The organism is Alteribacter populi, assembly GCF_002352765.1.
Classification (GTDB): Bacteria; Bacillota; Bacilli; order Bacillales; family Salisediminibacteriaceae; genus Alteribacter; species Alteribacter populi.
In genome coordinates, this window is record NZ_KZ293963.1 from 3,739,630 (window position 1) to 3,765,651 (window position 26,022).

Sequence of the window (26,022 nt, forward strand, 5' to 3'; positions counted from 1 at the left end):
CACCTTTACTTTCGTTTGAGGACTCTCGCGGGTACGCCAACAGCGACACTTCCATTAGGTACATCATTAATGACAACGGATCCCGCCCCAATAGTACACCTTTCTCCAATTGTTACGTTTGGAATTACAATTGTCCCAGTGCCTAAATCAGTTAATTTTCCTACTGTCACATTCCCTGCTAAATGACTGCCTGGTCCGATGTTGACGTAGTCACCGATTGTACAATCGTGATCTACACTGGCGGAGGTATTAACGATGCAGTTTGCCCCGATAATGGCTTGCGGATTTATGATTGCACCTGCCAAGACCGAGCTTCCTACACCAATTGGTGAGCTGTTGGAAACTACACTTTTAGGGTGAATCACAGTGGTTAGCGATAAGTTGTGCAAGAGTAAAAGTTCAGCTTTTTGTTTTCGTGTTTTAGGGTTTCCGATCGCAACATGCCAAGTGTCAACTTTAGCACTCCAAGTTTTTATATTGTTTACTGAATCCGGATACAAATGATACTTATCAAAAAATGAGTTAACGGAAGTTGAAGAGAAGAAGATAAAATCGTGTTGCTGATGAAGCTTCTCCAAGATGTCTGTAATTACTTTTGCATGTCCTCCAGCTCCGATAATCCCGAGCATGATCCTTAACCTCCGTTTTTAAACGAGTTGTTTTTTTCCATCAGAAGTGAAGCGATTTGAAAATCTTCTTCGGTGTCAATATCAATAGATTCCATAGGTGACATGACGTAGGGGGAGGTGTTTTCACTGTAGAAAGATTTCTCCGATTTTAGAAGAGACGTTTTCACTGCATAAATGGCCCCGTTTAAACGAAATGCGGGTTGATTGTCTTTAAATTGCTTCTTTAAAGTTGAATTTGAAAAATAAGGTGCGATCCTTCCTTCATTGGTAACTTCTATAAGCGAATTTAAAGCATATTCCATTGGACAGACACTTAATACGGAATCCGCCTTTTTTTGATGGAGCAGTCGAAGAGCTTCATCAATATGCTTTTCTGTACGTAAAGGAGAGGTGGGCTGTAATAACACAACAACGTCAGGCTCATAGCCTTCTCTGTTTTTTAATTCGGTTAAGACATGTAGGCATGTATCAATCACACTTGAATGGTCTTGGGCTAATTTTATAGGACGTAAAAAAGGAATTTCTGCACCGGCACTCTTTGAAATTGTCGCAATCTCATCGTTTTCTGTGGAAACGATGATCCGATTCATAAGGGAAGATTTTTTGGCAGCTAGAATACTATATTCAATCATTGGTAAGCCATTTAAATACGCTATATTTTTCCTAGGTAACCGCTTTGACCCCCCTCGAGCCGGAATGATTCCAATGATTTCGTTCACTTTCTCACTTCCTTTAAAGCGTTTACAATGATTCTGCGAACTAATACAGAAGGTCTTCCTGATGAATGAATGGTATCCCTTAAAAAACTTTGACTTTGATTAGAAAGTACGTTTAAGAACCCTGATGCATTCATCATTTTTGTAAAAACATTAGATAATTGATTTGCATTGGTTATCGGGGGACCCGCTCCAGCTCTTACAAGATGAGAGTGGAAATTATTATTTTGAAGCTCATAATGGTAAGGAATCGGAGGTTGTAGAACAAGGAGCCCTTTTCCTAACATGGCAGCTTCTACGCTAGTGGTAGAGGAGATTGTCATCACCAAATCCGTATTGGTAAGAATGTTATATAAGTTATATTCAGCTGGTGAAACGATCATGTTTTTTTGGTTTTTAATGTAGTTATTGTAGTCAATTTTGTCTCCCGGATGCGAGCAAACTACTACTGTAATAGGGTATTCTGGCTTCAAAGCCTTGTTAATCCAATTAACAATCATTGCATTAACACTTTCTTGGAAAGGCTGTGTCGTGTACGTGATGATTTTATGGTGAGAAGGAATATTGAATTCTTGAAGGAGCTTTGCTTTAGATATTTGACTTCTTGCTTTATATTCAAAACTTATATTGCCAGTTTCATAAATACTTGTAGAAGGGATGCCTCTTTTTTGAAGCCAGTTTTTATAGTTTTTTCCCCACGCACAATAATGCGAAGCCCTTGTAGGGATTAATGTGCGGTCACTATATAATAGGTGAGGAATGTGGATGAAGGGTAAATTGAATTTTTGGGAAAGTAACGACAAGGCTGTACCGGGATTTATAATTTCTGCTTGGTCAATAATAACTTTAATCGGGAATCTACGTACCATTTTTTCTAGTGTACTAACAATACGCGTTGCGATATTTAGGTGTCTCATTAGCCATTCTTTGAACGAATCGGTTTTGAAAATTGGATTGAGTTGATTATTATTTAGGATCAAATTGGCTCTGAGTAGGATGTCAGAGAACTCTACCTTAGGTACTTGTTCTTTTCTTAAATGATGATAAAAATCAAACACCTGTATGTTATTGGGGAGCTTTATATTTTCCAGATACTTTTGATCGTCTTTACGTCCGATCATGAGTAGGACCTTATGTTGTGAAAGTTGTTTCATTGCAAAGGTGACCATGCTTGCAGGTAAAATGATCATGTTGCGGTGTGGGACAGCAGATAAGTTTCTTTCTACCTTGGGAGAACGAGCTAATGTTTGTTGTACCTCTTTCATAGTGAATAACAAGTGTTTATTTTGTATTGCTGAAACATATCGTTGGTTACTTTGGTTTTCACTTACATGATCTCGAATATAAGAGTGAAAGTACCTGACAAGAACTAAGGGCAACTCTATTTGAAGATGTTTTAGAGAGGAAAATGTTTCAAAAAATTCTTTTGTCAAGCTAAAGTTTAAAATTGCATGATTGTTTAATGTTTCTTCGCCATACATTTTGTTTATGCTCCTTCCATTACCTCGTTCTCAAAAATCTAAATATCACTCACCTTTTTCTCTTCTTGTAATGCGTTTACAATGGTCCTCCGAATGAGTACAGAAGGTCTGCCCTTTGAATGTATTGTACTCTGAAGAAATTTTTGACTTTGTTTTGAAAGGAGACTTAAATATTTGGGATCATTTACTATTTCTTTCATCTGTTTAGATAACTGACTTTGACTAGCTATTGAAGGGCCTGCTTTAGCTCTAGCTAGGTGAGAATTAAAATTGTTATTATTGTGTTCATAATGATAGGGAATTGGAGGCTGTAATACGAAAACGCCTTTTCCAAGCATAGCTGCTTCAATGCTGGTATTTGATGATATCGTCATGACTACATCTGTATTAAGCAGTAAGTTATAAAGGTTAAGGTCTGTAGAGGTAACGATGACATTGTGATGTTTGAATAAAGCATGATAATTAACTTTGTCAAAAGGATGAGGGCGGATGAGTAGAGTAATGGGATCTGAGTGGTCAACTGCCCTCTGGATCCAATTTACAATCGTTTCATTTACACTAGCGGTAAAGGGCTGGGTAGTAAAGGTAATGATTTTATGATGAGAGGGAATGTTGTATTTCTGACGTAATGGAGTTTCAAATAGATAATTGGCTCGTTTTTTATACTCAAAATTTAAATTGCCAGTTTCATATATACGAGATGTAGGAACCCCCCTTTTTGTTAACCAGTTTTTATAATGCTTTCCCCAACTGCAATAGTGTGAAGCTCTTGTTGGGATTAGTGAGCGATCGCTAATGAGCACTTGTGGAATATGGATAAATGGCAGGTTGTACTTCTTCGCCAGTAGGGAAAGTGTCGTTCCAGGATTGACTATTTCCACATGGTCAATGATCACTTTAATTGGCGTCTTTCGAACGAGTGATCCTAGCATTTTTATGGTTTTAATAGCTGTCTTAAGGTTTTTAAAAAGCCATTTTTTAAATTGGTTACTTTTAAAAATAGGAGATAGTTGTTTGCTTTTGAGAATCGTTTTAGCTTTACGAATAATGTTAGCAAAACTCTTTTCTGGAGTTTTTTCATACCGTAATCTTTTATGAAAATCAAACACTTGCATATGCTTTGGTATCGTTACACTTTTTAACGTTCTTTTATCTTCTTTATTCGATATTGTAAACATCACGTTGTACTGCGAAAGTTGATCAATGGCAAAGGGGGCCATTCTTGCAGGCATAAGGATCATTTTGCGATTAGCAACGGCAGATAAGTCTTTTTTTAACCGAGGGTTACGAGCTAATGTCCGTTGCGCATCTCTTATATTAAATAAAGAGTGCTTTTTTTGCATCATTGACACATAGTGGGTGTTTTTGAGATTTGAATCAACATGTCTTTTAATATAGACATGAAATACTCTTGTAAGGACTAAAGGCAATTCAATGTCACGATATTTTAATGAGGAAAACGTCTCAAAGAACTCTTTTGTAAGGCTGTATCGTAAGGTATGGTGTGGGTTTAATTTCTCTTCGCCATACAATTTGAAAACCGCCTCCTTTCATTTTTTTGGATGAAAATTACCGACCGTTTATTTTCTTACTTCGTTTAACGCTTTGACGATGATTCTACGGATTAATACGGAAGGTCTGCCCTGTGAATTTATTGTTTGTGAAAGGAAGGTTTGGCTCTGGTTCGAAAGTTCGTTTAAGTATGCTGGTTCATTTGTCATTTTCATTAGTATTGTTGATAACTGGCTTTGATTGTTTATAACGGGACCAGCACCAGCTCTTACAAGATGGGAGTTAAAATTATTATTATGAATGTCGTATTGATACGGAATTGGAGGCTGCATAATCAGGATTCCTTTGCCTAACAGTGCCGCTTCGATGCTCGTTGTCGAGGAAATGGTCACCACTGCATCTACATGACCAAGAATGTTATATAGGCTATCTTTTTGAGAAGTAACAATCAAGTTATGTTGATTATTTATTAAATGATTGTAATCGGTTTTATCACTTGGATGTGGACAAATAATGAGTGTTATTGGCAAGGAAGGTTTCAACGCCTTTTTTATCCAATCCACAATGGTTATATTCACACTTTCAGCAAAGGGTTGGGTAGTAAAGGCAATGACTTTGTGATGAGATGGAATATTGAATGTTTTATGGAAGTTTTCTTTTGACGGGTTTTTAAGTGTTTTATACTCGAAATTGATATTGCCAGTTTCATATACGATAGCTGAAGGGATGCCTCTTTTTTCAAGCCAGTTCTTATAGTTTTTTCCCCATACACAATAATGAGAAGCCCTAGTTGGAATTAAGGACCGATCACTAATTAACACTTGGGGAATATTGATGAATGGTAAATTGAACTTTTTTGATAAAAGGGAGAGTGTTGTGCCTGGGTTGACAATTTCCACTTGATCAATCATGACCTTAATGGGATATCTGCGCACCACCCTCTCAAGAAGACTAATGAAGTGAATCCCTACGATAATGTATTTATTGAGCCACTTTCTAAATGATTCCGTCTTGAAAATGGGATTGACTGTATTTTTACTGCTTATAATCTTGATCGCTTTTTGTTGTGTTATAGAGAAATTTCTTTTAGCAACTTGTTCTTTTTTAAAATGATGATAAAAGTCAAACACCTGCATATTCTTTGGTAGTGTTACATCATTAAGTGCTTTTTGATCCTCTTTATTAGCGATAATAAGCAAAATATTAAGTTTTGAGAGTTGTTTCATTGCAAATGCTACCATTCTTCCAGGCATAAGAATCATGTTTCGATGCGGGACGACGGATAGGTTCCTTTCAACCTTTGGATTACGAGCTAATGATTGTTGTACATCTTTCATCGTGAATAACCGATGCTTTTTTTTCATAGTCGAAACGTAGGATTCATTATTAAGATTTTCATCCACATGCTCACGGATGAATACATGAAAGTACCTGATTAAAACTACAGGTAATTCGATATTTTGATATGTCAAGGTGGAAAACGTTTCAAAAAACTCTTTTGTTAAACTATACTTTAATGCTTCATGATTATTTAATGTTTCGTTTCCATACATCGTTAACGACTCCTGCCATTTTTGATTAAATCGTAATATGATTTGACTCTTCTTTGTTGATCCTCAATCGGAAGTAATCTTGGATCAGAATCCTTTAAAAAGGCGTCGATCATGTTGTAAAAACCGGGCTTATAGTCAAGGTCATTCTTATTGTCGAGTTCTTCTTTTTCGTATTGAAACGAGGCTGCTTTTTGAATATAAAGTTCTTCCATTGGTTGTAAAATTAACCGGTGATTTTTTGTCATTAACCAAATTCCCCAGCGACCAGGTGAACTCCAATTTGCGTGATAAGAAAAGGGTACACCTTTCATTGTTTTTCCAGCCCCTGAAAATATGGATGCACTTGGATGCCAATCAAGAGTCCCGGAGGTGTGACAGACAAGAGTATCGGGTTCGCCGCATAAATAAAAAGCCGTATCGGTAACATGAGTAGAATTGGCCAGTAACCAATTTTCTTTTACTTTTGCATTTATCGTTGAGGAAGCAATAAGGTGGCTTAGTTCTGTAAAGTCAAAGTGAAACGATGTAATACCACCGTCTGCTTCAATGATTTCTTTTGCTCTAATCGTTGATGCATAAAAACGTCGATTATAAGCGACATAGACGGTTGCGTTTTTTTGTCTCGCTTTTTCTGTAATCTTTTTGATTTCTTGGCCATCTACACCGCCTGGCTTCTCCAGTAAGATTTTCTTAACGCCACTTTCTAGTAAACTTAAAGTAACTGGGTATAGTTGCTCCACATTTACAGCGACGATAGCGTTGGAAGGGAGGGAGTCCCGCCCTTTTCGCCCTTTTATAAACGTATCAATACCGCCTGCTTCTGCTCGAACACCCGTTGTTTTAGTAAACGTACTCGCTGAGAACTCACTGCGCCCAACGCAAATGTAGCTTTTATTTAGGTCGGTCAGTACCTTTGCATACTCAATTGCTATTTTACCTGCGCCAACGAGTAAAATTGGCTCCGCTATGTGATCGGACATTTGCTTATACCTCCGTATCCATTTTTTATTAGATGCCCCGTTAATGATTGAAGCAAAGGAGTATGCAGTTTCCAAGAATCCGAGAAAGTAGGGAGGTTACAAGGGGTGTTATCTAATATTTGTTGTACAGCGACTTGAGTATATTGGCTTTGAAGCGGAATGGTGAAGTCGACCTCAAACCATTGCCAATTTAAAGTTGCTTTTGAAATCCAGGCCTTCTTTTCTTTGGGACGTAACATAACCCGATAGTGGGGTGAAGTTATCACAGTCACGGATGGTATATCTGTTTCCTTAAAGGACGTCATCGTCATTCGACTTCCATTACTTCCGGTCGCTTGAAGTGTACCTGTGAATTCCAAAAAACCTGGTCTTTTACTTGAAATAGGAGAGCGGTCAAGTAAGGAAGAATCGACTATGAAGCTTGATTCCTCTGCTAAAAAAGAGAGAAGATCGAGGTGGTGAATGGCATTCGATCCGATGTTTAAATGGGAACCGCTTACGTGATAGTTAAGGTTACTGGTAGGCTCCTTGGTACTGATTTTTAATGTTTGAAAAAATGGGGTCGTTCTTAACGGACAGTTTACCCAAGCTTTGACGTTTCCTTCAATTAATTGTTCATTAATTTCACAGAAGTCATCTGGGTGTTGGAAGAGAACTTTTTCTAAAAGGAGAGACCTTACTTCTTTGTTTAGCAGGATAAAACGAACGACTTCTTTTCTAACATTTGCAGGGGTAGCAATAATGACAATATCAAGCTGATCCGGAAGTGAAGCTAAATCATTAAACGAATGAATGACCTGATTGAACGGAGGTTCTGGTCCGACTTTATACGCTTTCTTTGCTTGAGCAATCGAATCTTGACTAGCATCAACTAAAAATAGATGACAGGGCCGATTGATGAGTTTAAGAGCTTGCAGGTGACGTCTTCCAATCTGACCCAAACCAACAATGGCAATTTTATTTACAGTCAAGCTTTGCTTCACTCCTTTGTGGCCAACTACCATGTACTTAATCCTCCATCAACGATCATGTTTTGTCCTGTAACATAGGAAGAGGCGTCAGATGCTAAATAAATGAGAGCACCAATCAATTCATCAGGCTGCCCCATCCGTCCTAAAGGTGTCCTAGATGAATAGTTTTGTTTGAAAGCATCATTTTGTCCGCTTTCTATCCCACCAGGTGTTAACATATTAACCCGGATGCCTTTGTCTGCCCAGTAGGCGGCTAAGTATTTCGTCAATCCCCAAACAGCCGCTTTTGAGGTGGAATATACAGCTGGCGTATTAATAGACGTACCTAAGTAATCTGAACCTTTATATATTCTTTGGTCAGGTGCAATAATGCCATAGATCGATGACGTTTGAATAATAGTGCCATATTTTTGTTTTACCATTTCTTTCCCTACTTTTTGAGCAACGAGAAACATCCCATCAATATTTACAGCCATCACTTCTCTCCACTGGTCGAGGTCATAATCTTCAAATTTGGTAAAGTATCTATTCAAATCTGCCGTTTTGGTAGCTGCATTATTGTGTAAAATCTCAATTTTGCTATACTTTTTCATCGCTTCCTCGACCATGGCTTCTACTTGTTTGGGTGAAGAGACATCACACCCGATGCCGAGGCAGTCTGTTTGATAGTCACTTGTTAGTTCCTTTGCAAATTGCTGACAGAGTTGTTCATCGATATCGACGACAACGACATTTGCCCCAAATTCAGCTAATCCAGCGCAAAACCTCTTTCCTAAAATCCCTAAAGCGCCTGTGACAAGGGCTGTTTTCCCATGTAATTGAAAGTGATCACTATATAATGATTTCATCAACAAATACCTCTCTGTTTTCTTGTTGTGACCTTTGACCTGCGATCAACACTTTCATTAATATAAGTGTTGAATGCGGAGAAATAGCAGGTACACCTGTATCTATCATGTTAAAAAAGTGCCACAATGCTCTTCTGAACATGGAAAAATTATCTTGAATTGTAACCATCGTTTGCTTTTCCGTTCCCCAAATTTCGATTTGAAAGGGGACTTGTGAGGCGCTTAAAAGAGTGGCCAATGTATCGATTTGAAAGAGCGTCCCGTTTTTCATCGAAAGGGCGATCGCATCATGGTTTTTTGACAAAGAAATCACCGAGTGTGGAGGCGAAGAAATCGTCGGTAACATCGCTTCTAACAAATGAATACCGTATTTTTCCCACGATAAAGGCCCTATGGCTCTGATTAGTGGTAGGTCTCCGTATTCAGCACCATTTTTATGAAAGTCATCTAACTCTTTTGCATAACGCATGGCTGAACAGGACATGAGGGTGCCGTTTTCAAGGAAAGGTTTAAAATAACGTAGTTCGTCCTGGTTGATGGAAAGAGGTTTATCTATAAAAACGGGCAGGTTTTTTTCTAAAAAACTAGCGGCAATCTTTTTGTGAGATTCATAGTCGTCGCGAGCAATGATGACGGCATCTACTTGTTCTGCCAAGTCAGAAAGGTTTTTTACTTCATTTTTAATAAAACAAGCCTCACAAAGCTGTTTCGTAAGCTCGGGATTTTGTGTCCAGGCATGCGTAACGTTGATATCATTGAAGCCAAATTCAGAAGGGTCTCTTACTTCCAGGTAATCAAGAATGACCTTCCAACCTGCAGCTTTCATTGCTTGACGATCATAGCCATTTATAATCGAAGAAAAGGAAAAAGGGTGTCCATTGCCTTCGTTTAGCCCGATAATCCCTACTTTCATTACCATATCGACCAGCCACCATCTACACAGATATGCTGCCCCGTCATGTAGCTTGAAGCATCAGTACATAATAAAGCTACTGCCCCTTTAATCTCATGAGGCTTACCGATTCGATTCATCGGATTTTTCGCAGATAATTTATTTATAAAATCTTGATTTTGTTGTGTGACTTCATGAGGAAAAGCACCTGGACTAAGACAATTGACGCGAATGTCATGTGGCGATAAAAAACTAGCTAAATATTTCGTAAATTGAATAACCCCTGCTTTAGCAGCACCATAGCTTGGTGGATTCGTAAACTCTATTCCGTCATACATTCTATAGTCAGGAGCGACGTGACCATACATCGAAGTAATGTTTAGGATGACGCCTTTCTTACTCTGTAAGCCGGGTAACGCACGCTTAACACAATAGAAGACGGAGTTTAAACTCATATCAATATCATATTCCCAGTCTTCGTCAGAAATGGACTCAAATGAATTTTTGTTACCTGACCACGCATTGTTTACGAGAATATCTAATCCTTCGTAATGATCGTGAATGTCTTTAAACAGCTTTTCGACTGACTCTTTATTCATCAAATTTATTTTCATCGGAATGACATCTGTTTTTTCTCCGAATTTTTTCTTTAATTCATCGCATTTTTGTCTGCATTTTTCCTCGTCCCGACTAGCGATAATCACACGCGCACCTAACTCGGCAAGAGATTCACTTATTTCGCTTCCTAAATAGCCTGCTCCTCCCGTGACAAGTGCGGTTTTTCCTTTTAAAGAATACAGTTCCTTAAGGGTTTTCATCCTTTAACCTCCTTTCAAGCAAGATTTCACCTAATGTAAAATCAACGTCATCATCGATATCAACTGAACGATTTTTAGGCATGAATACTGCTCCAGTTGGAGGGGGTAAAATATGGTGATCGTTTTGCATGAAAGCAGGAATGGCAAATCCATAAACAGCCCCATTTAACTGATAGGCTTCAGGTAATTGTTGTCGAGGCAACCAAGGATTTGCTCCGGATATAAAGATGGTTGGGGCGTTGTTCGTTACCTTCCATGCGCGATGGGGATTCAATTCTGCTTCCGTAAAGGTTGCAACTGAATGATATTTTGTTGTTATGTCGGTAAGGAGCTGCAGACACTCCCTAATATCTTCGTTTGTTCTAAGTGGACTCGTTGGCTCCAGGTATAGAAAATAATCATAAATCTCGGCATCTTTCAAGTGAGAAAGAACGCTTTTTATTACATCTATAGGCATGGAGTCATCTAAAGCTAAGTGCGGTTCCCTCATCATAACCTCAGCACCATAATGATGAGAAATCTCTGCTATTTTTTTATCGTCTGTCGAGACAATAACGCGGTCAATCTCTTTTACTTGGGTTGCCACTTCAATGGTCCAAGCAATAAGCGGCTTTCCGGCAAAAGGCTTAATGTTTTTATAAGGGATGGATTTACTCCCACCCCTTGCAGGAATAAGAGCAATAACTTTTTTATTTTCACTCATACAGTACCTCCCCTTCTTTTATTTAAAGGCTCTGTTCACAAACTTAAAAAACACAAAACGTCAGTAATTCTCCAAGAAGATATTTTAATTCTACTCAAACCCCTATATTAAAAAAGACGCAACCGTCTTATCATTCATGGGGATACTTTTTTCGTCTTTTAACTTCGTCATGGCAACCAACGTACTTAAATAGGTGGGTTCAGAACTTATTTTAGAAAACAGCTGCTTAAATTCACCAAATTCCTTTACAAATATTGGTGTTCCTCTTAAATAATAAATTGTTGTCTTTTTTGAATAAAAGACAACAGGCTTCTCTAAAAGAAGTGCTTCATACGCAACAGTTGAAAATGGTGTGATGACAATATCTGACTCCTCGATTAAGGTATGCAGCGAAAAAGAGCCGTGGTTATACATAGTGGAGTAATTAGGGTTAATTAACGTCGAGTAACGCCTCTTACGTTGGTCGGGATGTAATTTGTAGCGAATAAGTAGTCTGTTAGCTAAAGGCTGGGCAGCTTTTTCAATCGTTTGAATCATCTTTTTATTAAATCCGTAACCTAAAGGCTGAAGTGCGACTAAAACACGTTTTTTTTGATGAGAAATTGAGTGAAAAGGGGTGCGAGATTGCAAGCTTCTTGGAAAGAGCGGTGGAACAATCATTATTTTATCAGCAGGAACACCGTAAGATTCTAGATATTTTTTATGAGACTCCCCCCAAACAAGGTTCACATCTGCATTTACTGGTAAATGAGCAACCTCGCCAAACACCCCGTGTTGAAAATTGATCGTTTGAACATTTCTTGTTTGAGCAAACGTGGTGATTAATGCTCCGTGACGGTTAATGGTCGATCCATAAAGTGTTTTTGAAATAGGGTACTTTTCAAATAGTGTATTAACCTTTCGAATGTTACTAAGCAGCTTTTTCACTTTTTTATTAAGCCATGAAATGAACGTTTTACTTTTAAAGAAACGGGGAGTGGCAGATTTTTTTATCACCTTCTTGATCTTGTTTAGTACACGTTGTTCTTTAGAAAATAAAAACGCTGTCTCAGGTAGGGACTGTAAGTAAATCAAAGGTCGGCAATGTTCATTTTTTAGCATCTTCTTATATTCATGGCGGTGATGAGCGAGGTAAAGAAACTTCCTGTTTTTTATATTTGCTGTTAACGGATAAAGGTCTGCTCTTACTAGTACATAGCCTTCTTTTCTTTTTACTGTTGATTTAATCAAGTAAGGCTCGCAGGCTTTTTGAATATTGGAATGTAGTTTGGTACCTTTTTTTTCAAGGCGAGCGCTTTTATAATGCCGCGCTACATACTTTTGAAACTCTCTTAATAATGGAAGAGTAATTGGGACGTTATCGTAGGTAATGTTAGAAAATAGCTTGAGAAAGTCGATTGAATGAAGCCAAATCATTTGATTTTTTCTTTGCATAGTCATCACGCGCCCTCTTGTTCAAGCGTTTTAATCAAGTTCCTAATTTCCTTGTCAGTCATCATTTGAACTTCGTCTGAACGAGATAAAGGAGTCTCATTAGGTTGGAAGTGAAAGAAGTTCTCTCTTTTCTCAGGGAGAATGACGTAAAGATCTGCATCCTCAACGATGTGTTCCATTTCGTTAAGGTAAATCAACTCCTCATAAAGCTTTTCACCTGGACGTTTGCCAATTTGTTTAATTGGCGGCATGTTCATCCCTTTCTTTTGATAATAGTCATTCATCGTTTTAGCTAGGTTTAAAATACTCAATGCTTGCATTTTGAAAATAAACGTTTCTCCACCTTTTGAATAATAGATCGATTTTAGCGTTAATTGCGCAGCGTCTGAAATGCTCATAATAAACCGGGTCATCTTTGGATCTGTGATCGTTAAAGGGGCGCCTGATTTTGCTTGCTCCATAAACAAGGGGATAACCGAGCCTCTGGAGTTAATGACATTGCCAAACCGGACGGAACAAAACGTCGTTCCTTTGTTATTTAGCATTGTGTTGGCATTGTTGAATAACTTTTCTGAAATGAGCTTTGTCGCTCCCATTGTATTTGTCGGGTTAACAGCTTTGTCTGTACTAATATTCACTACCTTTTTTACTTTGTTAAGAATACAAGCCTTGATCACATTTTCACTCCCGAGAATGTTTGTTTTTACTGCCTCGAACGGATGCTCTTCACATACAGGGACTTGCTTTAATGCTGCGACATGAAAGACTAGGTCGATTCCCCTTGTTGCATACTCTACTGATTGATAATCGCGAACGTCACCTAATTGGAAGAAAATATTCGGATGACGCTGCATCCTTTGTTTCATTAAATATTGCTTGCTGTCATCTTTATTAAAAACAACAATGCTCTTAGGTTGGCAGTCAAGCAAGGAAGAAACGATATGTTGGCCAATTGAACCCGTTCCGCCTGTAACTAGTATTTGTTTGTCTTTGAAATAATGTTTAAGTGCTGAACGATCATCCATCTGACTCCACCTCTGAATTTTGTCACTTACTAGATAGGGTATGAATGCTGGGACGAGGTTGCGATAGTAAGAGAGAACTATTTTCAACTATGGCGGTAAAAACAATCATGAGCGGATGGAGGGAGGTATGGTTTCTAGTCAAAGGGGTGCGTTATCTAGTCAATAAGTACGTCAATCTGGTAATTCGCCTGCACTCGCCTTACAAAAAAGGGCGAAAAGGAGTGATCTATAAAGGCAAAGGTCTATGGCAAGCATGGCTCCCATACATTTACTAAAATTGAGAACTATTTTTGAACCTCCTAATAGGGAAGAAAGGACGCGATGATGGATGATTGTACCTTTGTCGAGACCCGATATATCAGAGCTTGAAAAGCAATACGTAAATGAAGTTCTCGATTCCGGACAATTAAGTATGGGAGAGAAAACGAAACGGTTTGAAGCGTTATTTCGTGAACGATTTGGCGCCCGCTATTCAGTAGCGATGAATAGTGGCACGAGTGCACTTCACGTGGCAGTTAAATCTCTCGGTTTAAAAGAGGGCGATGAAGTGATTACGACGCCTTATAGCTTCATAGCTTCCGGTAACTGTTTACTTTATGAGGGAGTAAAACCGGTTTTTGTTGATATTGATCCGTTAACATTAAATATGAATACGATAAAAATAGAAGAGGCCGTTACGGCTAAAACAAAAGCGATTCTAGCTGTTCATATTTTTGGGCAGCCTTGTCAAATGGATGATGTAAGAAGAGTTGCACAGAAATACGGTTTGGTCGTTATTGAAGATGCGTGTGAAGCTATTGGCGCTGAGTGGAAAAAAGAGCACGCAGGACGAATGGGAGACGCTGGTGTGTTTGCTTTTTATCCTAATAAGCAAATGACAACCGGAGAAGGTGGCATTCTCCTAACAGACCGTGAGGATGTTTACAAAATGGCTGCTGCTTTACGTAACCAAGGCAGAAGCTTAACGAGTGACTGGCTCGACCATGATTACGTCGGTTACAACTACCGTATGTCTGAATTGCAGGCGGCAGTGGGAGTAGGTCAGATGGAAAGGCTCAATGAAATACTGGCAAAAAGAGACCGAGCTGCGGACCGTTATTTGCAGTTGATCAAGCAATCGCAGCTTCCCGTAACAACTCCGGAGCTAATCAAAGGCGGAAAAATGAGCTGGTTTGTGTTTATTGTTGTTTTACCAAAGTCGGTAAACCGAGAAAAAATAATCACGAGTCTTTTAAAAGAAGGCGTGCAATCAAAACCGTATTTTCCCTCGATTCATTTACAGAAAAGCTTTTGTAAAAAATTCGGGGATCAAGCAGGGAGATTTCCTTACAGTGAGGAGATGTCAGCGCGTACGCTAGCGATTCCATTTTATTCAACGATTACAGAGCGGGAACAGGCTTTTGTTATCAAAGCTTTAAAGAAAGCGCTAGCCTAGAAGGAGGGACGATCATGACGTTCAAAATGGGTGGGAAATTAATTTCAGAAGCAGAACCGATGTTGATCATCGCTGAAATTGGAGTGAATCATAACGGCTCGATGGCACTCGCTAAAAAAATGATTACCCTTGCAAAACAGGCAGGAGCAGATGCCGTTAAGTTTCAAACCTACCAAACCGAAAGTCTCGTGACAGCAGATAGTGAACTAGTAGATTACCAGAAAAAAAGTAACGTCACTTCTCAAAAGGAAATGCTTGAAAAGTATCAGCTGACGCAAGGTGATTTTACAGAGTTAAAAAGGTTTTGTGAACAAACGGGGATTTCGTTCATTTCTACTCCCTTTGATATAAAAAGCGCAGAGAGCCTTGAAAAACTAGGGGTAGACGCTTATAAAGTTGGAAGTGGAGATCTTACTTTTTACCCGCTATTAGCTCAGCTCGCAAGCTATAAAAAACCGCTTATTCTCTCAACAGGTATGGCGACTTTAGAAGAAGTGCAAGCCACTGTTGACTTCCTTCCTAAAGGGCAAGATTTTGCGCTTCTACATTGTACATCTGCATACCCAGCCCCTTTTGAAGATCTTCATTTGCGCGTGATCGAAACGTTCCAGCATCACTTTCCTTGTGTCATCGGCTATTCTGATCACTCGTTTGGATTAGAGGTTCCGTTTGCGGCTGCGAGCTTAGGGTACAAAATCCTTGAAAAGCATTTTACACTCGACCGTACTTTGGAGGGACCAGACCATGCAGCCTCTGTAGAACCTGAAGAATTTGCAGAAATGGTTCGCGGAATTAGGAAAATCGAAGCGGCCTTAGGTACAACAGTGAAGCATCTAACCCCATCGGAAGTAGAGACAAAACAGAAAGTCCGGCGCGGGATTTACGCAGCAAACGATTTACCCCAAGGCCACATCATCTCCACTAAAGATGTAACGTATTTGCGTCCTTCTCATCAAATGGAAGCTTGTGATTATCAACAAGTACTAGGAAAACAGCTCGACGTTGCAAAGAGAAAGGGTGATCCTTTATTATGGAAAGACTTGCGAGGAGTAGTAGGACGTGATGGTTAGCAAAAAACTCCTCTGTTTCACAGGTACACGCGCTGATTACGGGATTTATCGTCCGCTCTTATTTGAACTGGAAAAAGCCTCCGACATTCAGTTGCAGCTTGTTGTAACTGGCATGCACCTCTTAAACGAATACGGTCAGACGATTGAGGAAATTAAAAAAGACGCATTTGATATAGTAGCTGCACCTCAAGTTTTATTTAAAGGTGACTCAACTTATGCGATGGCCCAATCTGTAGGTATGGCAACGCTTTATTTTTCCGACGTTCTTGATCAATCAAAACCAGATGGCGTTCTCCTATTGGGAGACCGCGGTGAAATGCTCGCCGCAGCAATAGCAGCTCATTATCAAAACATTAAGGTCTTTCATCTTCATGGAGGAGAAACATCAGGCTCAGCAGATGATCGCGTGAGGCATGCAATTTCAAAGCTTTCGAACTATCATTTTGCAGCGTCATTTCAATCAAAAGAACAATTAGCTCGAATGGGTGAAGAAGAAAGCTGTATTTTCGTCTCGGGGTCTTTAAGAAAGCATGATGTTCAGTGGCTGACAACACTTGATCGAACGGTAAGAGATGAATGGGTAAAAAAATACAGACTAACGTCTACTCAAAAGAAACTGTTATTTGTCATGCACCCGGATTCCAAGGAGTCCGTTTCCTATCGGGAACAAATTGACATAGTATTGAAATCATTAGATAAGGTAAAAGACGTTCAAATCTTGATACTGGGGACGAACAGTGATGCGGGTGGAGGCATTTTTAGAGAACGAATTGAATCCTTTATATCCGGTCACAAGCATGTAACCTATATTGAATCGATTCCTCCTAATGAATACTTATTTTTACTTTCAGAAATGGATCTGTTTATTGGAAACAGCAGCAGTGGAATTATTGAAGCCCCTTTTTTTCATCTGCGATTTATTAGCGTGGGAAGTCGTCAGCAAAGCCGCGAACAAGGAGGAAACGTTATCAACGTTCCATATGATGCCACCGTCATCGAAGAAACGATAAAAGACACGCTTCAACAAGAGAAACAAAAGATCGAAAATCCCTATGACGTATTAGACTCTCCAGCTGAAGAAATCGTAAAGCAGTTGAAGCGGTGGTTGTAGTAGGGAGATGTCACCCTTGAAAGATCCCGAAGTCGACTAAAATCCGGGCCTGTTAACAGGTTCGGATTTTTCATTGAAAGATAAGGGTTTATAAGTGGACAGCTACCTTTACGCTGCTCTCCTCAAAGGCAAAGCATCCTTGAGACTGTAAAACATACGGTGGAAGCTACCGCTGTTCTTAATAAAAGACCGCTATGCGTTTTTTCTTAAAGAAAGTTTAACTTCTCTAAAGGGATAAAGTATAGGCGCACTAAGTCTTGGCGGTAAGCTAAGTTTTCTTTAAGGGAAAGTATAGAAATCTAGGTTTCGATGTCTAGCTCCAGGCGCCAACAGCTCGTGTCATATAACTTGCTCGATTAAAAGTAAAAAGCACTTTTTATCGGGCAGAACATTTGCATTTCGCTGATAAGCGGGCGCCTTATGCTTTTCTTATTTTATACATAAAGAGCTGCCAAAGGTTGAAAGGAAAAAAGAGGTAAAAGCCTAAACTTTGGATATCCTAAGTTTAGCCATTTAAACAATTGACACGAAAGGATGACTCACTTTTGAAAAATGACTCACTTGAAGACAAACAACAACTGACGCCGAAACAGCGCTTGAGTGCTGCTACCGGCGCTGCTTTTTTAATGGCCACATCTGCTATTGGTCCAGGTTTCTTAACACAAACAGCCGTTTTTACCGAGGAATTATTAGCTAGCTTTGCTTTTATTATTCTTGCATCGATTGTTTTGGATGTTGGTGCTCAGGTCAATATTTGGCGGATTATCGCAGTCTCAAAAATGCGCGGGCAGGAAATTGCCAATGCCGTCTTTCCAGGCTTAGGATTTGTTGTTGCTTTTTTTATCGTATTGGGTGGACTGGCATTTAATATTGGTAACGTGGCTGGAGGTGGATTAGGCGTCAATGCCTTACTCGGGTTTGACCCGCGAGTAGGTGCCGTGATGACGGGTGTCATTTGTATTATTACGTTCTTATTTAAAGAAGCCAATGTAGCGATGGATAAGATTGTCCGTTACTTAGGAGCCATGATGATTCTCTTAACAACCTACGTCATGATCGTCAGCAGTCCGCCGTATGGGGAAGCGGCGATTCGTACAGTGGCTCCGCTAGAAATTGATTTTTTAGCGATTATTACAGTTGTCGGTGGAACCGTCGGAGGATATATTACGTTTGCTGGAGGTCATCGTCTTTTAGATGCTGGGGTATCTGGGCGTGAAAACCTTCGTCATGTTACGAATACGGCGGTTACAGGAATTGTCGTTGCTTCTATTATGAGGTTTATCCTGTTTTTAGCTGTTTTAGGTGTAGTGTCAGCAGGCTTTGCGTTAAATGCTGATAACCCTACTGCCTCTGTGTTTCAGATTGCTGCAGGAGAGGTAGGATTTCGGATGTTTGGTCTAGTCCTCTGGGCGGCTGGAATTACATCGGTCATTGGGGCAGCGTACACATCCGTATCATTTTTAACTACCTTTCACCCAAATATCGAAAAGAATAAGAATTACTGGACCATTGGATTTATTACGTTCTCGACCATTGTTTTTGCCGTCATTGGCGAACCTGTCTTGCTGTTAATACTAGCAGGAGCATTCAACGGACTCATCCTCCCGCTAACATTATCTTGTATTTTACTGGCCGCTCATCGCTCTAATATTGTTGGCGAGTATAAACACCCGATGTGGATGACGATTTTTGGTACATTTGTTGTTTTATTAACGATCTATTTAGGAGTACGTACGCTTATCCAAATGATTCCGCAAATTTTTTAAAAAGGGTTAATGCAGATTTTCTTTTTTGCAGAATCGTCTTATTACGAGGCCATTTATACCTGATAATATCACCTATTTAAGCACTGTGTTTAGGACTTTCGACTTATTTTTGTGAAATAAAATGCCCTTCATATGCGGCCATTGTCGAAATGTTCATAAGAATGGTGCAATATGGCGATCGTATGACTTAATGGGGAAAAAGCTACTTTGTGAATACTTGAATAAGTGTTAAAACCCTTATTAATTCTGGGAAAAGTCAGCTTTGTGGTGATTTTAAATATTTTCTGAAGTGTGATAGGTTTAATAACGTTGTACTGAAACGGAAGCAAGTAAAACGTGTGTCGTGTCTTTGTATAGTGGAATGATTTTAGGTGACACTATTGTTTGAAAACTTCTAAGTACCGTACAGCGTATGAAATAACTAGGAGCTGATTTTTTGTAATGGAACTTCAACACGATCCGACGTTATTATGGTTTATTGCTGCTTATGCCGTCGTTATGATTGGTATCGGGATCTTCATGTCGAAGAAGGTTTCAGGCAGTGAGGACTTTGTCCTAGCAGGTAAAAGTCTTGGCCCCTTTGTATTAATGGGGACACTCCTTGCCACGTGGGTAGGGAGCGGCAGTATTTCCGGCGGAGAAACTTCCATGGCTTATACCTATGGGATTATTCCAGCATTATTATTGATGCTGCCAACCTTAGTTGGGATTCTCGTTCTCTATGTGATCGCACCAAAAATCCGTGAATTCGGAAAGTTCACCGTATCGGGAATTCTAGAATCGAAATACGGGACAACCTCTCGTAACATTGCTAGTGTGATTATTATTCTTGCTTACGTAGGAATTGTTTCTTACCAAATGCAAGGTTTGGGCTTCATTTTAAATTTAACAACAGGGATGGCAGTCGAAACAGGCACGATTATCGGTGCTGCAATGATTATCTTTTTAGCGATGATCGGCGGTCTTCGATCTGTATCCCAAACGGATGCTATTAGTGGGTTCTTAATGGTCGGTGGACTTATTATTGCCGTTCCAACGATCTTAGTAGTAGCAGGCGGTTGGGACCAAATTGTTGCCAATGTGCCTGAAGCTCACATGACAACGACTGGAGGCCTTACAACCTTACAGCTGCTCGGGTACTTGTTGCCATCATTATTCCTATTGCTCGGTGACCAGAATATGTACCAGCGTCTTGCATCCTCTAAAGGAGATCGTTCTGCTAAGAGCGGTCAAATTGGTTGGTTTGTTGCGATGCTAATTATTTCACCAGCAATTGGCTTCATTGCTTTTGCCTCACGCTCCATTTTCCCAGACATTGATCCGGGAATGGCGTTAATGGCAACAACATTGGTTATGCCAGTAGTCGTAAGTGGCCTCTTATTAGCCGCAGCTGCATCTTTCATTATCACAACAGGAAACTCATTCTTGTTATCTGCAGCAACAAACTTAACGTACGATGTCTATAATAACTATATTAATAAAGACGCCTCTGATGCTAGACAGCTTTGGATGACGCGGATGTTCATTGTTGTGTTAGGTGTGCTTTCATTTATTTTAATTAACTTTTTCCCAACAGTATTAAGCGTACAAATGTATGCCTACACCGTTTACGGTGCTGGTGTAACACCTGCAGTATTGGCCGTTTTCTTCTGGAAAAAGGTTAATGCGATCGGCGGAATATCTTCAATGGTTGCCGGTGTTGTTACAACACTTACTTGGGAAATTATATTGGGACAGCCATTTGAATTAAATGCCGCAGTTATTGCCGTTCCAGTTGCGTTTATCGTACTAATTGTCGTGACACTTATGACACAAGGTCGTGGACAAAACAACAGCGGAAAGTAATCTGTTGTTAAATATAGTTAGAGAGAGGCACAGGGCACAAGCTCTGTGTCTTTTGTCATAAAAGTGAAAAAGGCAGATGAGAATAGCAGAAGTAGCGAAAACCAACTCAGACGTCTAGTTAATAGTAAAGGAAAGTGTGAACCCTCTTCCTACTCGAAATATCGTTCTCTTTCCATAATAAACGCTTGTTCCTTTCGGTACGGGTTTATTTGAGAGGTTCAAAATAATTAAACACAGACTAAAACGCAAGCAAAATCACAGTATAATTCACATTAAAAGAAGGCATGGAGAGTTTCCATGCCCTTCATTTAGTTGTAATGGGATTTTTTATTTCTTTCTGTATTTCGATTTATGCATAACGTAATATAGCTTTACTCGTAAAAATGTTCACATGGAAAAATAGCCAAAATCCTATCCCGCCAAATAATAATAATTTATTAATATTCATAACGGATGTCCCTAAAAATAAAAAAATGAAGACGCCAGTAATTAAAGCGCCACCAACTATATAAAGTACATTTGCAATTATGTATTGATTGGATTTGATTTTTTTAATTAGCAGTACATCTATAAGCTTTGAATAAGGTAAAACAACTGTCCAAAATACTAGTAACGAAAACCAAAGTATTGAAAAAAACGACCAACTAGCAACCGTAAAAGATAATACAAGTGACGTGATCGTTGCACAAATTATACCTGTAATTATTTTTTCTAAAAACCTCATTATTTCCTCCTTTTATCATCACTATTTTGACATTATTCTCCCACTTTAGCACAAAATCAAATTGATATAGAGTATTTTTTCCATAATTCTACTTGTACTAATCGCTCTATAGAACCGCAAAAGAGGAAGAATCTGTAATGCATTTCATTCCACAGGTCATAGAGGCGGAAACAATACGTGTCGATATATCTTTTTTGCAGGCTGTTTAGAGAGGATAAAAATTCACGAAGTATTGAAGGGCGCTGTTGAATAGGGCTTCCTATTAATATATGTTTTCTTTGAGACACTGTTTGAAACCTCCTCGAGCGATATTTTCACGCCGGTGGCTGGTAAACAGTATATGCTCAGTATTTTGCTATATGGCTTTCTTTTAAGAAAGGTGTACCTGTTGATTATTAAGTTTAGACAGACTCCGAGTGGTAGGTTCTCTTAACAAAATGCCGTAGTGGATAAAGCTCTTTCTCAGTCAAAATGAGCAAATAGGCAATAATAAAAAGCCGGTGGTTTTCAATCGTCTTTCTAGGAACGTTGGTAAGCTCTGCGATTTTATGGATTGGTAATCGTCTTCTCTGCTGTTTATAGGAAACGATCGCTTGGTTTTTAATGGTTTCTTCAATAATAAAGGCTAACATTTCTTTTGTGTCACGGTGCTGTGGACTTTTCTCTGCCAAAACATGAGGTTCAATCTTATAGTGATTTAACTTTTCAAGGAAGACCTCAAAAGCATGATGTATTCTCTCATTTTCTTTCTGAGCAAACCATTCTTGCTGCGCTTTTTCATAATCGGCCGGTGAAAAGCTGTCACCGTCTTCTCCTGCAATTTCATATGGACTATGAAGATGTTTACTTTCTCTTTTTACATAATCCAATAACCTAAACCTGATATGCGTTTTGCAAAAGCTGTAAAAAGAGGTGCCGAGGGTAGGGTTGTATTTATCAATCGTTTCGTTAAATGCGACTAACGCTTCGCTATACAAATCATGACTTGAGTCAACGTACTGCTTAAGAAAATGTTGAACAGTAGACAAAATAAAAGCTTGATGAAGCATGATAAACTGATTGCGCTTTTCGATGTCTCCTCTTTGAGCTCCAAGTAACAATGTTTTTACCTTAGTAGATAGCACAAATTTCACCTCAAAGCTTTATCGGTTCTTTGGTGTAGTCCTGTGAAAGGGATGATTAGAGGATAGTTTATCATAGAAAAAAGTCGTTTTATCATAAAAAGGAAAAGTCAATTCATTTAGCGTACTCCTTATAGTAATAAAGTTTTAACAATGTAGTTCTAAAGAAATATTTAATGTTGCTTACTCTTTAGATTTAAGTGGTATTTGAATCACTTTCATAATTCATTTGTTTAAAAAAGCACACAACTTCAAAATAATATTCTCTCGCATTTTTTTGATTATTACTTATTGTAAAAAGAGTAACTTTATGTAGCTCCGTAGGGGGCTAAAAGACTTTCTTGTCGTACACTAGACGTGAATACGGGACATATGACCTAAAATAACATTTCGAAAGGTACATCCATATGACTAATTGTGTGAAAATTTAAAAAGTGGCAGGATCCCCCTGAAAATGAGTGGGGATTTTCTTATGAATGAATGTAAGCATACAAATGATTAAATGGAGGGAATTGAATGAGAAAGGCTAAAATCTTATTAAGTTTCGTATTAGTCATGGCTTTATTTGTTTCATTTTTGCCAGGACAAGCAATCGGCTCTCTATTAGGGGATACGACTAAATCACTTAAAGAGACGTTGCAAGAGGTAGGTGTAGAAACAACAGTTGACCCATTATTAGATGAAGCCTTGAAGGCAGCGGAGGGTCCGGTGGAAGTTATCGTTACATTTAATAGTGACGAAGGGCCTGGAGCATCAGAAATCGGTTTATTAGAACAGTTAGGGATTGAAACAGGGGTTGCTTTAGAATCTTTACCTATTGCAGGTGTTTTAGCAACAAAAGAGCAGGTGATAGATTTAACTCAATTGGACGAAGTGCGTTCGGTTTATTTAAACAGTGAACTTGAATATGAAAACTTTGACTCGACAGCGCTAACAGGCGTTGACCGCATGCGTACAGACAACACAATCCGTACAAGAAATGGTGGGGTTCCTGTTTCAGGACAAGGTGTAGGTGTCGTGGTTAATGATAGTGGGATTGATGGCACCCACGAGGATCACAAATTTGGAAATAACCTTGTTCAGAATGTCATGGCAGCAACGAACCTAAATGCGCTCAGCAGTTTGTTGCCAGTTTCCTATGTTGAAGATGTTCCGAATACAGATTCAGACTCTGGTCATGGAACTCACGTTGCCGGAACCGTTGGAGGAACGGGGAAAAAGTCCAGTGGTAAATACGAAGGGGTTGCGCCGGGCGCAAATTTGATCGGATATGGTTCTGGTGCCGGCTTATTCATTCTTGATACTTTAGGTGGCTTTGATTACGCGATTACTCACCAAAATGACTATAACATTCGTGTCATTACAAATTCTTGGGGCTCTCCAAGCGATGTAGGAACTGATTTTGATCCTGACCATCCTACAAATATTGCCACTAAGGAAGCAGCAGGACGAGGAATTACCGTTATTTTCTCCGCTGGTAACTCCGGTCCTGGTGAAGATACAATTACAGGTAACTTTAAAAAAGCACCTTGGGTTATTACAGTTGCTGCCGGTGATCGCAATGCCAATCTTGGAAGCTTCTCATCACGAGGATTGGAAGTACGCGGTGGCACGGTTGATTTTTGGGGTGAGGAAGTGACGTGGGAAGACCGCCCGACTGTAACAGCACCAGGCGTGAATATTGTTTCCACGCGTACGACAGATCCATTATCGGTCGCAAATGCAACGGATGATGCAGAAGTGATCGAAACAGGCCACCTTCCTTATTATACGATTAAAAGCGGAACATCAATGGCAGCTCCGCACGTAGCAGGTATTGTCGCTCTTCTTCTGGAAGTGGACCCTTCTTTATCGCCTATAGAAATTCAGGAGATTTTAGAAGAGACAGCGACGAATATGCCAGGGTACAGCCCATCTGAAGTAGGGGCAGGATATGTCAATGCCTATGCAGCAGTAGATCAAGCTTTTGAAAGACGTGACTATGGTGAAGTATTAAATATGAATCGGGAATTTAATAGTGAAGTGCATGTCGATTCACAAACAGAAGAGATTACGATTGACTATAATCCTGCCGCGTCTGCTGAAGATAACCAATATACTTTTGATGTGGAAGAAGACTTAACACAATTAGCCGTTCGAGTAGATGGTCATGGTTTTTTTGAAAGTGGAAATCCGATAAACCTCGTATTGATTGCACCTGATGGAACGGAGTACAGCTCAGGAATCTCCCTATTATTCACCTTATTTACAGATCGTACAGTGATTGTAAATTCTCCAGATTCCGGTGAATGGGCTGTAGAGATTCGTGGATTGCATGGAGATGAACTGAATCCTATTGGGACTGCTCTTCCGGAAGAGGTGGAAGGAACGATCACAACGAGAACCTCTGATGGATACTCGGGGTTAAACGATATCGAAAATCACCCTGAAAAAGATGCGATCATCATGGCTGTATACAATCGTCTTATTGACGGAAATTCCAATGGTGAGTTTAGGCCAGATGATCACCTCACACGTGGAGAGCTGGCTAAGTATTTAACAATGGGCGCAGGTATCCGTCAGTATTTACCATTAGACGGTGCTGATTCTTTTAAAGATATAAACAAGCATTTAGCACCTTACGTAGAGGCTACCACGGCACGCGGTTCTGCCTTACTAGATCGTAAACAGCAACATGACGGGGTAATCCTGCCGACTAGCGATGATAAATTCTCACCAAATGGATCCGTAAACCGCGCTGAATTGGCTTACTCTCTTGTTCAAAGCCTAGGATTGCAAGAGGGAGCAAAAGAACTTCAGTTTGAAGAAGACGAGAAGCTCACGGTTTATCTCAAAGGAGAAAGCATTGCTATTGAAGATTCTCACCTGATTCCAGATGAGTTGAAAGGGTACGTCCAACAGGCTCTAAATTTAAACCTTATGAACGCCTACTTTGAATTAGAGCAAGGCGGAACATCCATCGAACCGGAGTTTACAGCAACCTTTGAACCAACAAGCGATGTGACACGTGCAGAATACGCTGCGTACATTAATCGGCATTACTCTCATTATTCTAGCTTGAGAGTTCGATAATAGGTTACATCCATAGAAAGGGTGTTTCAGAAGGTATGTGTTTTGCCTTTTGAAGCGCCCTCTTTCTATTATGGATTAGCTTTCTCTAAAACCCAAGTAGGTCGACGTTAGAAAACCAGATCCGAAGCTTGTTTGACTAGAACTTGTGCTCAATTGACTAGATCTTGCCAGAAGTTGACCAGATCCCCGCCCGTCCCCTAAGTTTCCCTTTCTAAGTTAACAAATCTCTGATATACTAAAAATAAGTTCATAAATTGGTCGGAGAACAGGAGAGACCGCAACACTCCATACTTATGCGTTTTTTTAGCGTTAAGGA

At 39.5% G+C, this 26,022-nt stretch carries 21 protein-coding genes; 6 read left to right on the forward strand and 15 right to left on the reverse strand.

The window, feature by feature from the left end; all coding sequences use genetic code 11:
* Nucleotides 1-5: 5 nt before the first annotated feature.
* The 13 genes from CDZ94_RS17300 to CDZ94_RS17360 all read right to left on the reverse strand — a co-directional run bounded on the left by CDZ94_RS17300 (nucleotide 6) and on the right by CDZ94_RS17360 (nucleotide 13,562).
* Complete coding sequence (locus CDZ94_RS17300) at nucleotides 6-629, reverse strand: acetyltransferase (protein WP_245415753.1); 624 nt, start codon at nucleotides 627-629, stop codon at nucleotides 6-8.
* Between the two features lie 5 nt (nucleotides 630-634).
* The gene (locus tag CDZ94_RS17305; RefSeq protein ID WP_096439195.1) at nucleotides 635-1,348 is read right to left on the reverse strand and encodes an acylneuraminate cytidylyltransferase family protein; all 714 of its coding nucleotides are present in this window, start codon (nucleotides 1,346-1,348) and stop codon (nucleotides 635-637) included.
* On the reverse strand, nucleotides 1,345-2,826 hold the full coding sequence (locus CDZ94_RS17310; protein ID WP_096439197.1) for a glycosyltransferase family protein: 1,482 nt from the start codon (nucleotides 2,824-2,826) through the stop codon (nucleotides 1,345-1,347). Before CDZ94_RS17310 ends, CDZ94_RS17305 begins: the two co-directional genes overlap by 4 nt.
* 38 nt (nucleotides 2,827-2,864) lie before the next feature.
* A complete protein-coding gene (locus CDZ94_RS17315; RefSeq protein ID WP_096439199.1) occupies nucleotides 2,865-4,358 on the reverse strand; it encodes a CDP-glycerol glycerophosphotransferase family protein in 1,494 nt (497 codons plus the stop codon).
* Between the two features lie 48 nt (nucleotides 4,359-4,406).
* Nucleotides 4,407-5,891 carry a glycosyltransferase family protein gene (locus CDZ94_RS17320; RefSeq protein WP_096439201.1) on the reverse strand — a complete coding sequence of 495 codons (1,485 nt, stop codon included), beginning with the start codon at nucleotides 5,889-5,891 and terminating at the stop codon, nucleotides 4,407-4,409.
* A gap of 2 nt (nucleotides 5,892-5,893) precedes the next feature.
* Nucleotides 5,894-6,871: a Gfo/Idh/MocA family oxidoreductase gene (locus CDZ94_RS17325; protein WP_096439203.1), complete on the reverse strand. Its 978-nt coding sequence runs from the start codon at nucleotides 6,869-6,871 to the stop codon at nucleotides 5,894-5,896.
* Nucleotides 6,856-7,875, reverse strand: coding sequence for a Gfo/Idh/MocA family oxidoreductase (locus tag CDZ94_RS17330; protein WP_096439205.1), 1,020 nt, complete (start codon nucleotides 7,873-7,875; stop codon nucleotides 6,856-6,858). Before CDZ94_RS17330 ends, CDZ94_RS17325 begins: the two co-directional genes overlap by 16 nt.
* Nucleotides 7,869-8,690, reverse strand: coding sequence for an SDR family oxidoreductase (locus CDZ94_RS17335; RefSeq protein ID WP_096439207.1), 822 nt, complete (start codon nucleotides 8,688-8,690; stop codon nucleotides 7,869-7,871). Before CDZ94_RS17335 ends, CDZ94_RS17330 begins: the two co-directional genes overlap by 7 nt.
* Nucleotides 8,674-9,609 (reverse strand): Gfo/Idh/MocA family oxidoreductase, encoded by a 936-nt coding sequence (locus CDZ94_RS17340; RefSeq protein WP_096439209.1) that lies wholly within the window; start codon nucleotides 9,607-9,609, stop codon nucleotides 8,674-8,676. The genes CDZ94_RS17335 and CDZ94_RS17340 overlap by 17 nt, the downstream gene beginning before the upstream one ends.
* Nucleotides 9,603-10,400, reverse strand: coding sequence for an SDR family oxidoreductase (locus CDZ94_RS17345; RefSeq protein WP_096439211.1), 798 nt, complete (start codon nucleotides 10,398-10,400; stop codon nucleotides 9,603-9,605). The genes CDZ94_RS17340 and CDZ94_RS17345 overlap by 7 nt, the downstream gene beginning before the upstream one ends.
* Entirely contained in the window at nucleotides 10,387-11,103 is a 717-nt protein-coding gene (locus CDZ94_RS17350; protein ID WP_096439213.1) for an acylneuraminate cytidylyltransferase family protein, read from the reverse strand. Before CDZ94_RS17350 ends, CDZ94_RS17345 begins: the two co-directional genes overlap by 14 nt.
* Before the next feature lie 102 nt (nucleotides 11,104-11,205).
* On the reverse strand, nucleotides 11,206-12,543 hold the full coding sequence (locus tag CDZ94_RS17355; RefSeq protein ID WP_096439215.1) for a CDP-glycerol glycerophosphotransferase family protein: 1,338 nt from the start codon (nucleotides 12,541-12,543) through the stop codon (nucleotides 11,206-11,208).
* Nucleotides 12,543-13,562, reverse strand: a complete 1,020-nt coding sequence (locus CDZ94_RS17360) for a polysaccharide biosynthesis protein (RefSeq protein WP_096439217.1) — start codon at nucleotides 13,560-13,562, stop codon at nucleotides 12,543-12,545. Before CDZ94_RS17360 ends, CDZ94_RS17355 begins: the two co-directional genes overlap by 1 nt.
* A 328-nt stretch (nucleotides 13,563-13,890) precedes the next feature.
* Between CDZ94_RS17360 and CDZ94_RS17365 the strand changes: the two genes are divergently transcribed.
* The 5 genes from CDZ94_RS17365 to CDZ94_RS17385 all read left to right on the forward strand — a co-directional run bounded on the left by CDZ94_RS17365 (nucleotide 13,891) and on the right by CDZ94_RS17385 (nucleotide 20,789).
* On the forward strand, nucleotides 13,891-14,997 hold the full coding sequence (locus tag CDZ94_RS17365; RefSeq protein ID WP_096439219.1) for a DegT/DnrJ/EryC1/StrS family aminotransferase: 1,107 nt from the start codon (nucleotides 13,891-13,893) through the stop codon (nucleotides 14,995-14,997).
* A gap of 14 nt (nucleotides 14,998-15,011) precedes the next feature.
* Nucleotides 15,012-16,067, forward strand: a complete 1,056-nt coding sequence (locus CDZ94_RS17370) for an N-acetylneuraminate synthase family protein (protein WP_096439221.1) — start codon at nucleotides 15,012-15,014, stop codon at nucleotides 16,065-16,067.
* A complete protein-coding gene (gene neuC / locus CDZ94_RS17375) occupies nucleotides 16,060-17,178 on the forward strand; it encodes a UDP-N-acetylglucosamine 2-epimerase (protein WP_096440966.1) in 1,119 nt (372 codons plus the stop codon). The genes CDZ94_RS17370 and neuC overlap by 8 nt, the downstream gene beginning before the upstream one ends.
* A 626-nt stretch (nucleotides 17,179-17,804) precedes the next feature.
* Entirely contained in the window at nucleotides 17,805-18,944 is a 1,140-nt protein-coding gene (locus CDZ94_RS17380; RefSeq protein WP_096440968.1) for an NRAMP family divalent metal transporter, read from the forward strand.
* A gap of 441 nt (nucleotides 18,945-19,385) precedes the next feature.
* Complete coding sequence (locus CDZ94_RS17385) at nucleotides 19,386-20,789, forward strand: sodium:solute symporter family protein (RefSeq protein WP_096439223.1); 1,404 nt, start codon at nucleotides 19,386-19,388, stop codon at nucleotides 20,787-20,789.
* Between the two features lie 349 nt (nucleotides 20,790-21,138).
* On the opposite strand, the gene CDZ94_RS17390 is transcribed toward CDZ94_RS17385, so the two are convergent.
* Nucleotides 21,139-21,513: a hypothetical protein gene (locus CDZ94_RS17390; RefSeq protein ID WP_096439225.1), complete on the reverse strand. Its 375-nt coding sequence runs from the start codon at nucleotides 21,511-21,513 to the stop codon at nucleotides 21,139-21,141.
* A gap of 401 nt (nucleotides 21,514-21,914) precedes the next feature.
* A complete protein-coding gene (locus tag CDZ94_RS17395; protein WP_096439227.1) occupies nucleotides 21,915-22,637 on the reverse strand; it encodes a sigma-70 family RNA polymerase sigma factor in 723 nt (240 codons plus the stop codon).
* 513 nt (nucleotides 22,638-23,150) lie between these two features.
* Here CDZ94_RS17395 and CDZ94_RS21435 point away from each other — a divergent pair.
* A complete protein-coding gene (locus CDZ94_RS21435) occupies nucleotides 23,151-25,706 on the forward strand; it encodes a S8 family serine peptidase (protein WP_100832242.1) in 2,556 nt (851 codons plus the stop codon).
* Nucleotides 25,707-26,022 lie beyond the last annotated feature (316 nt).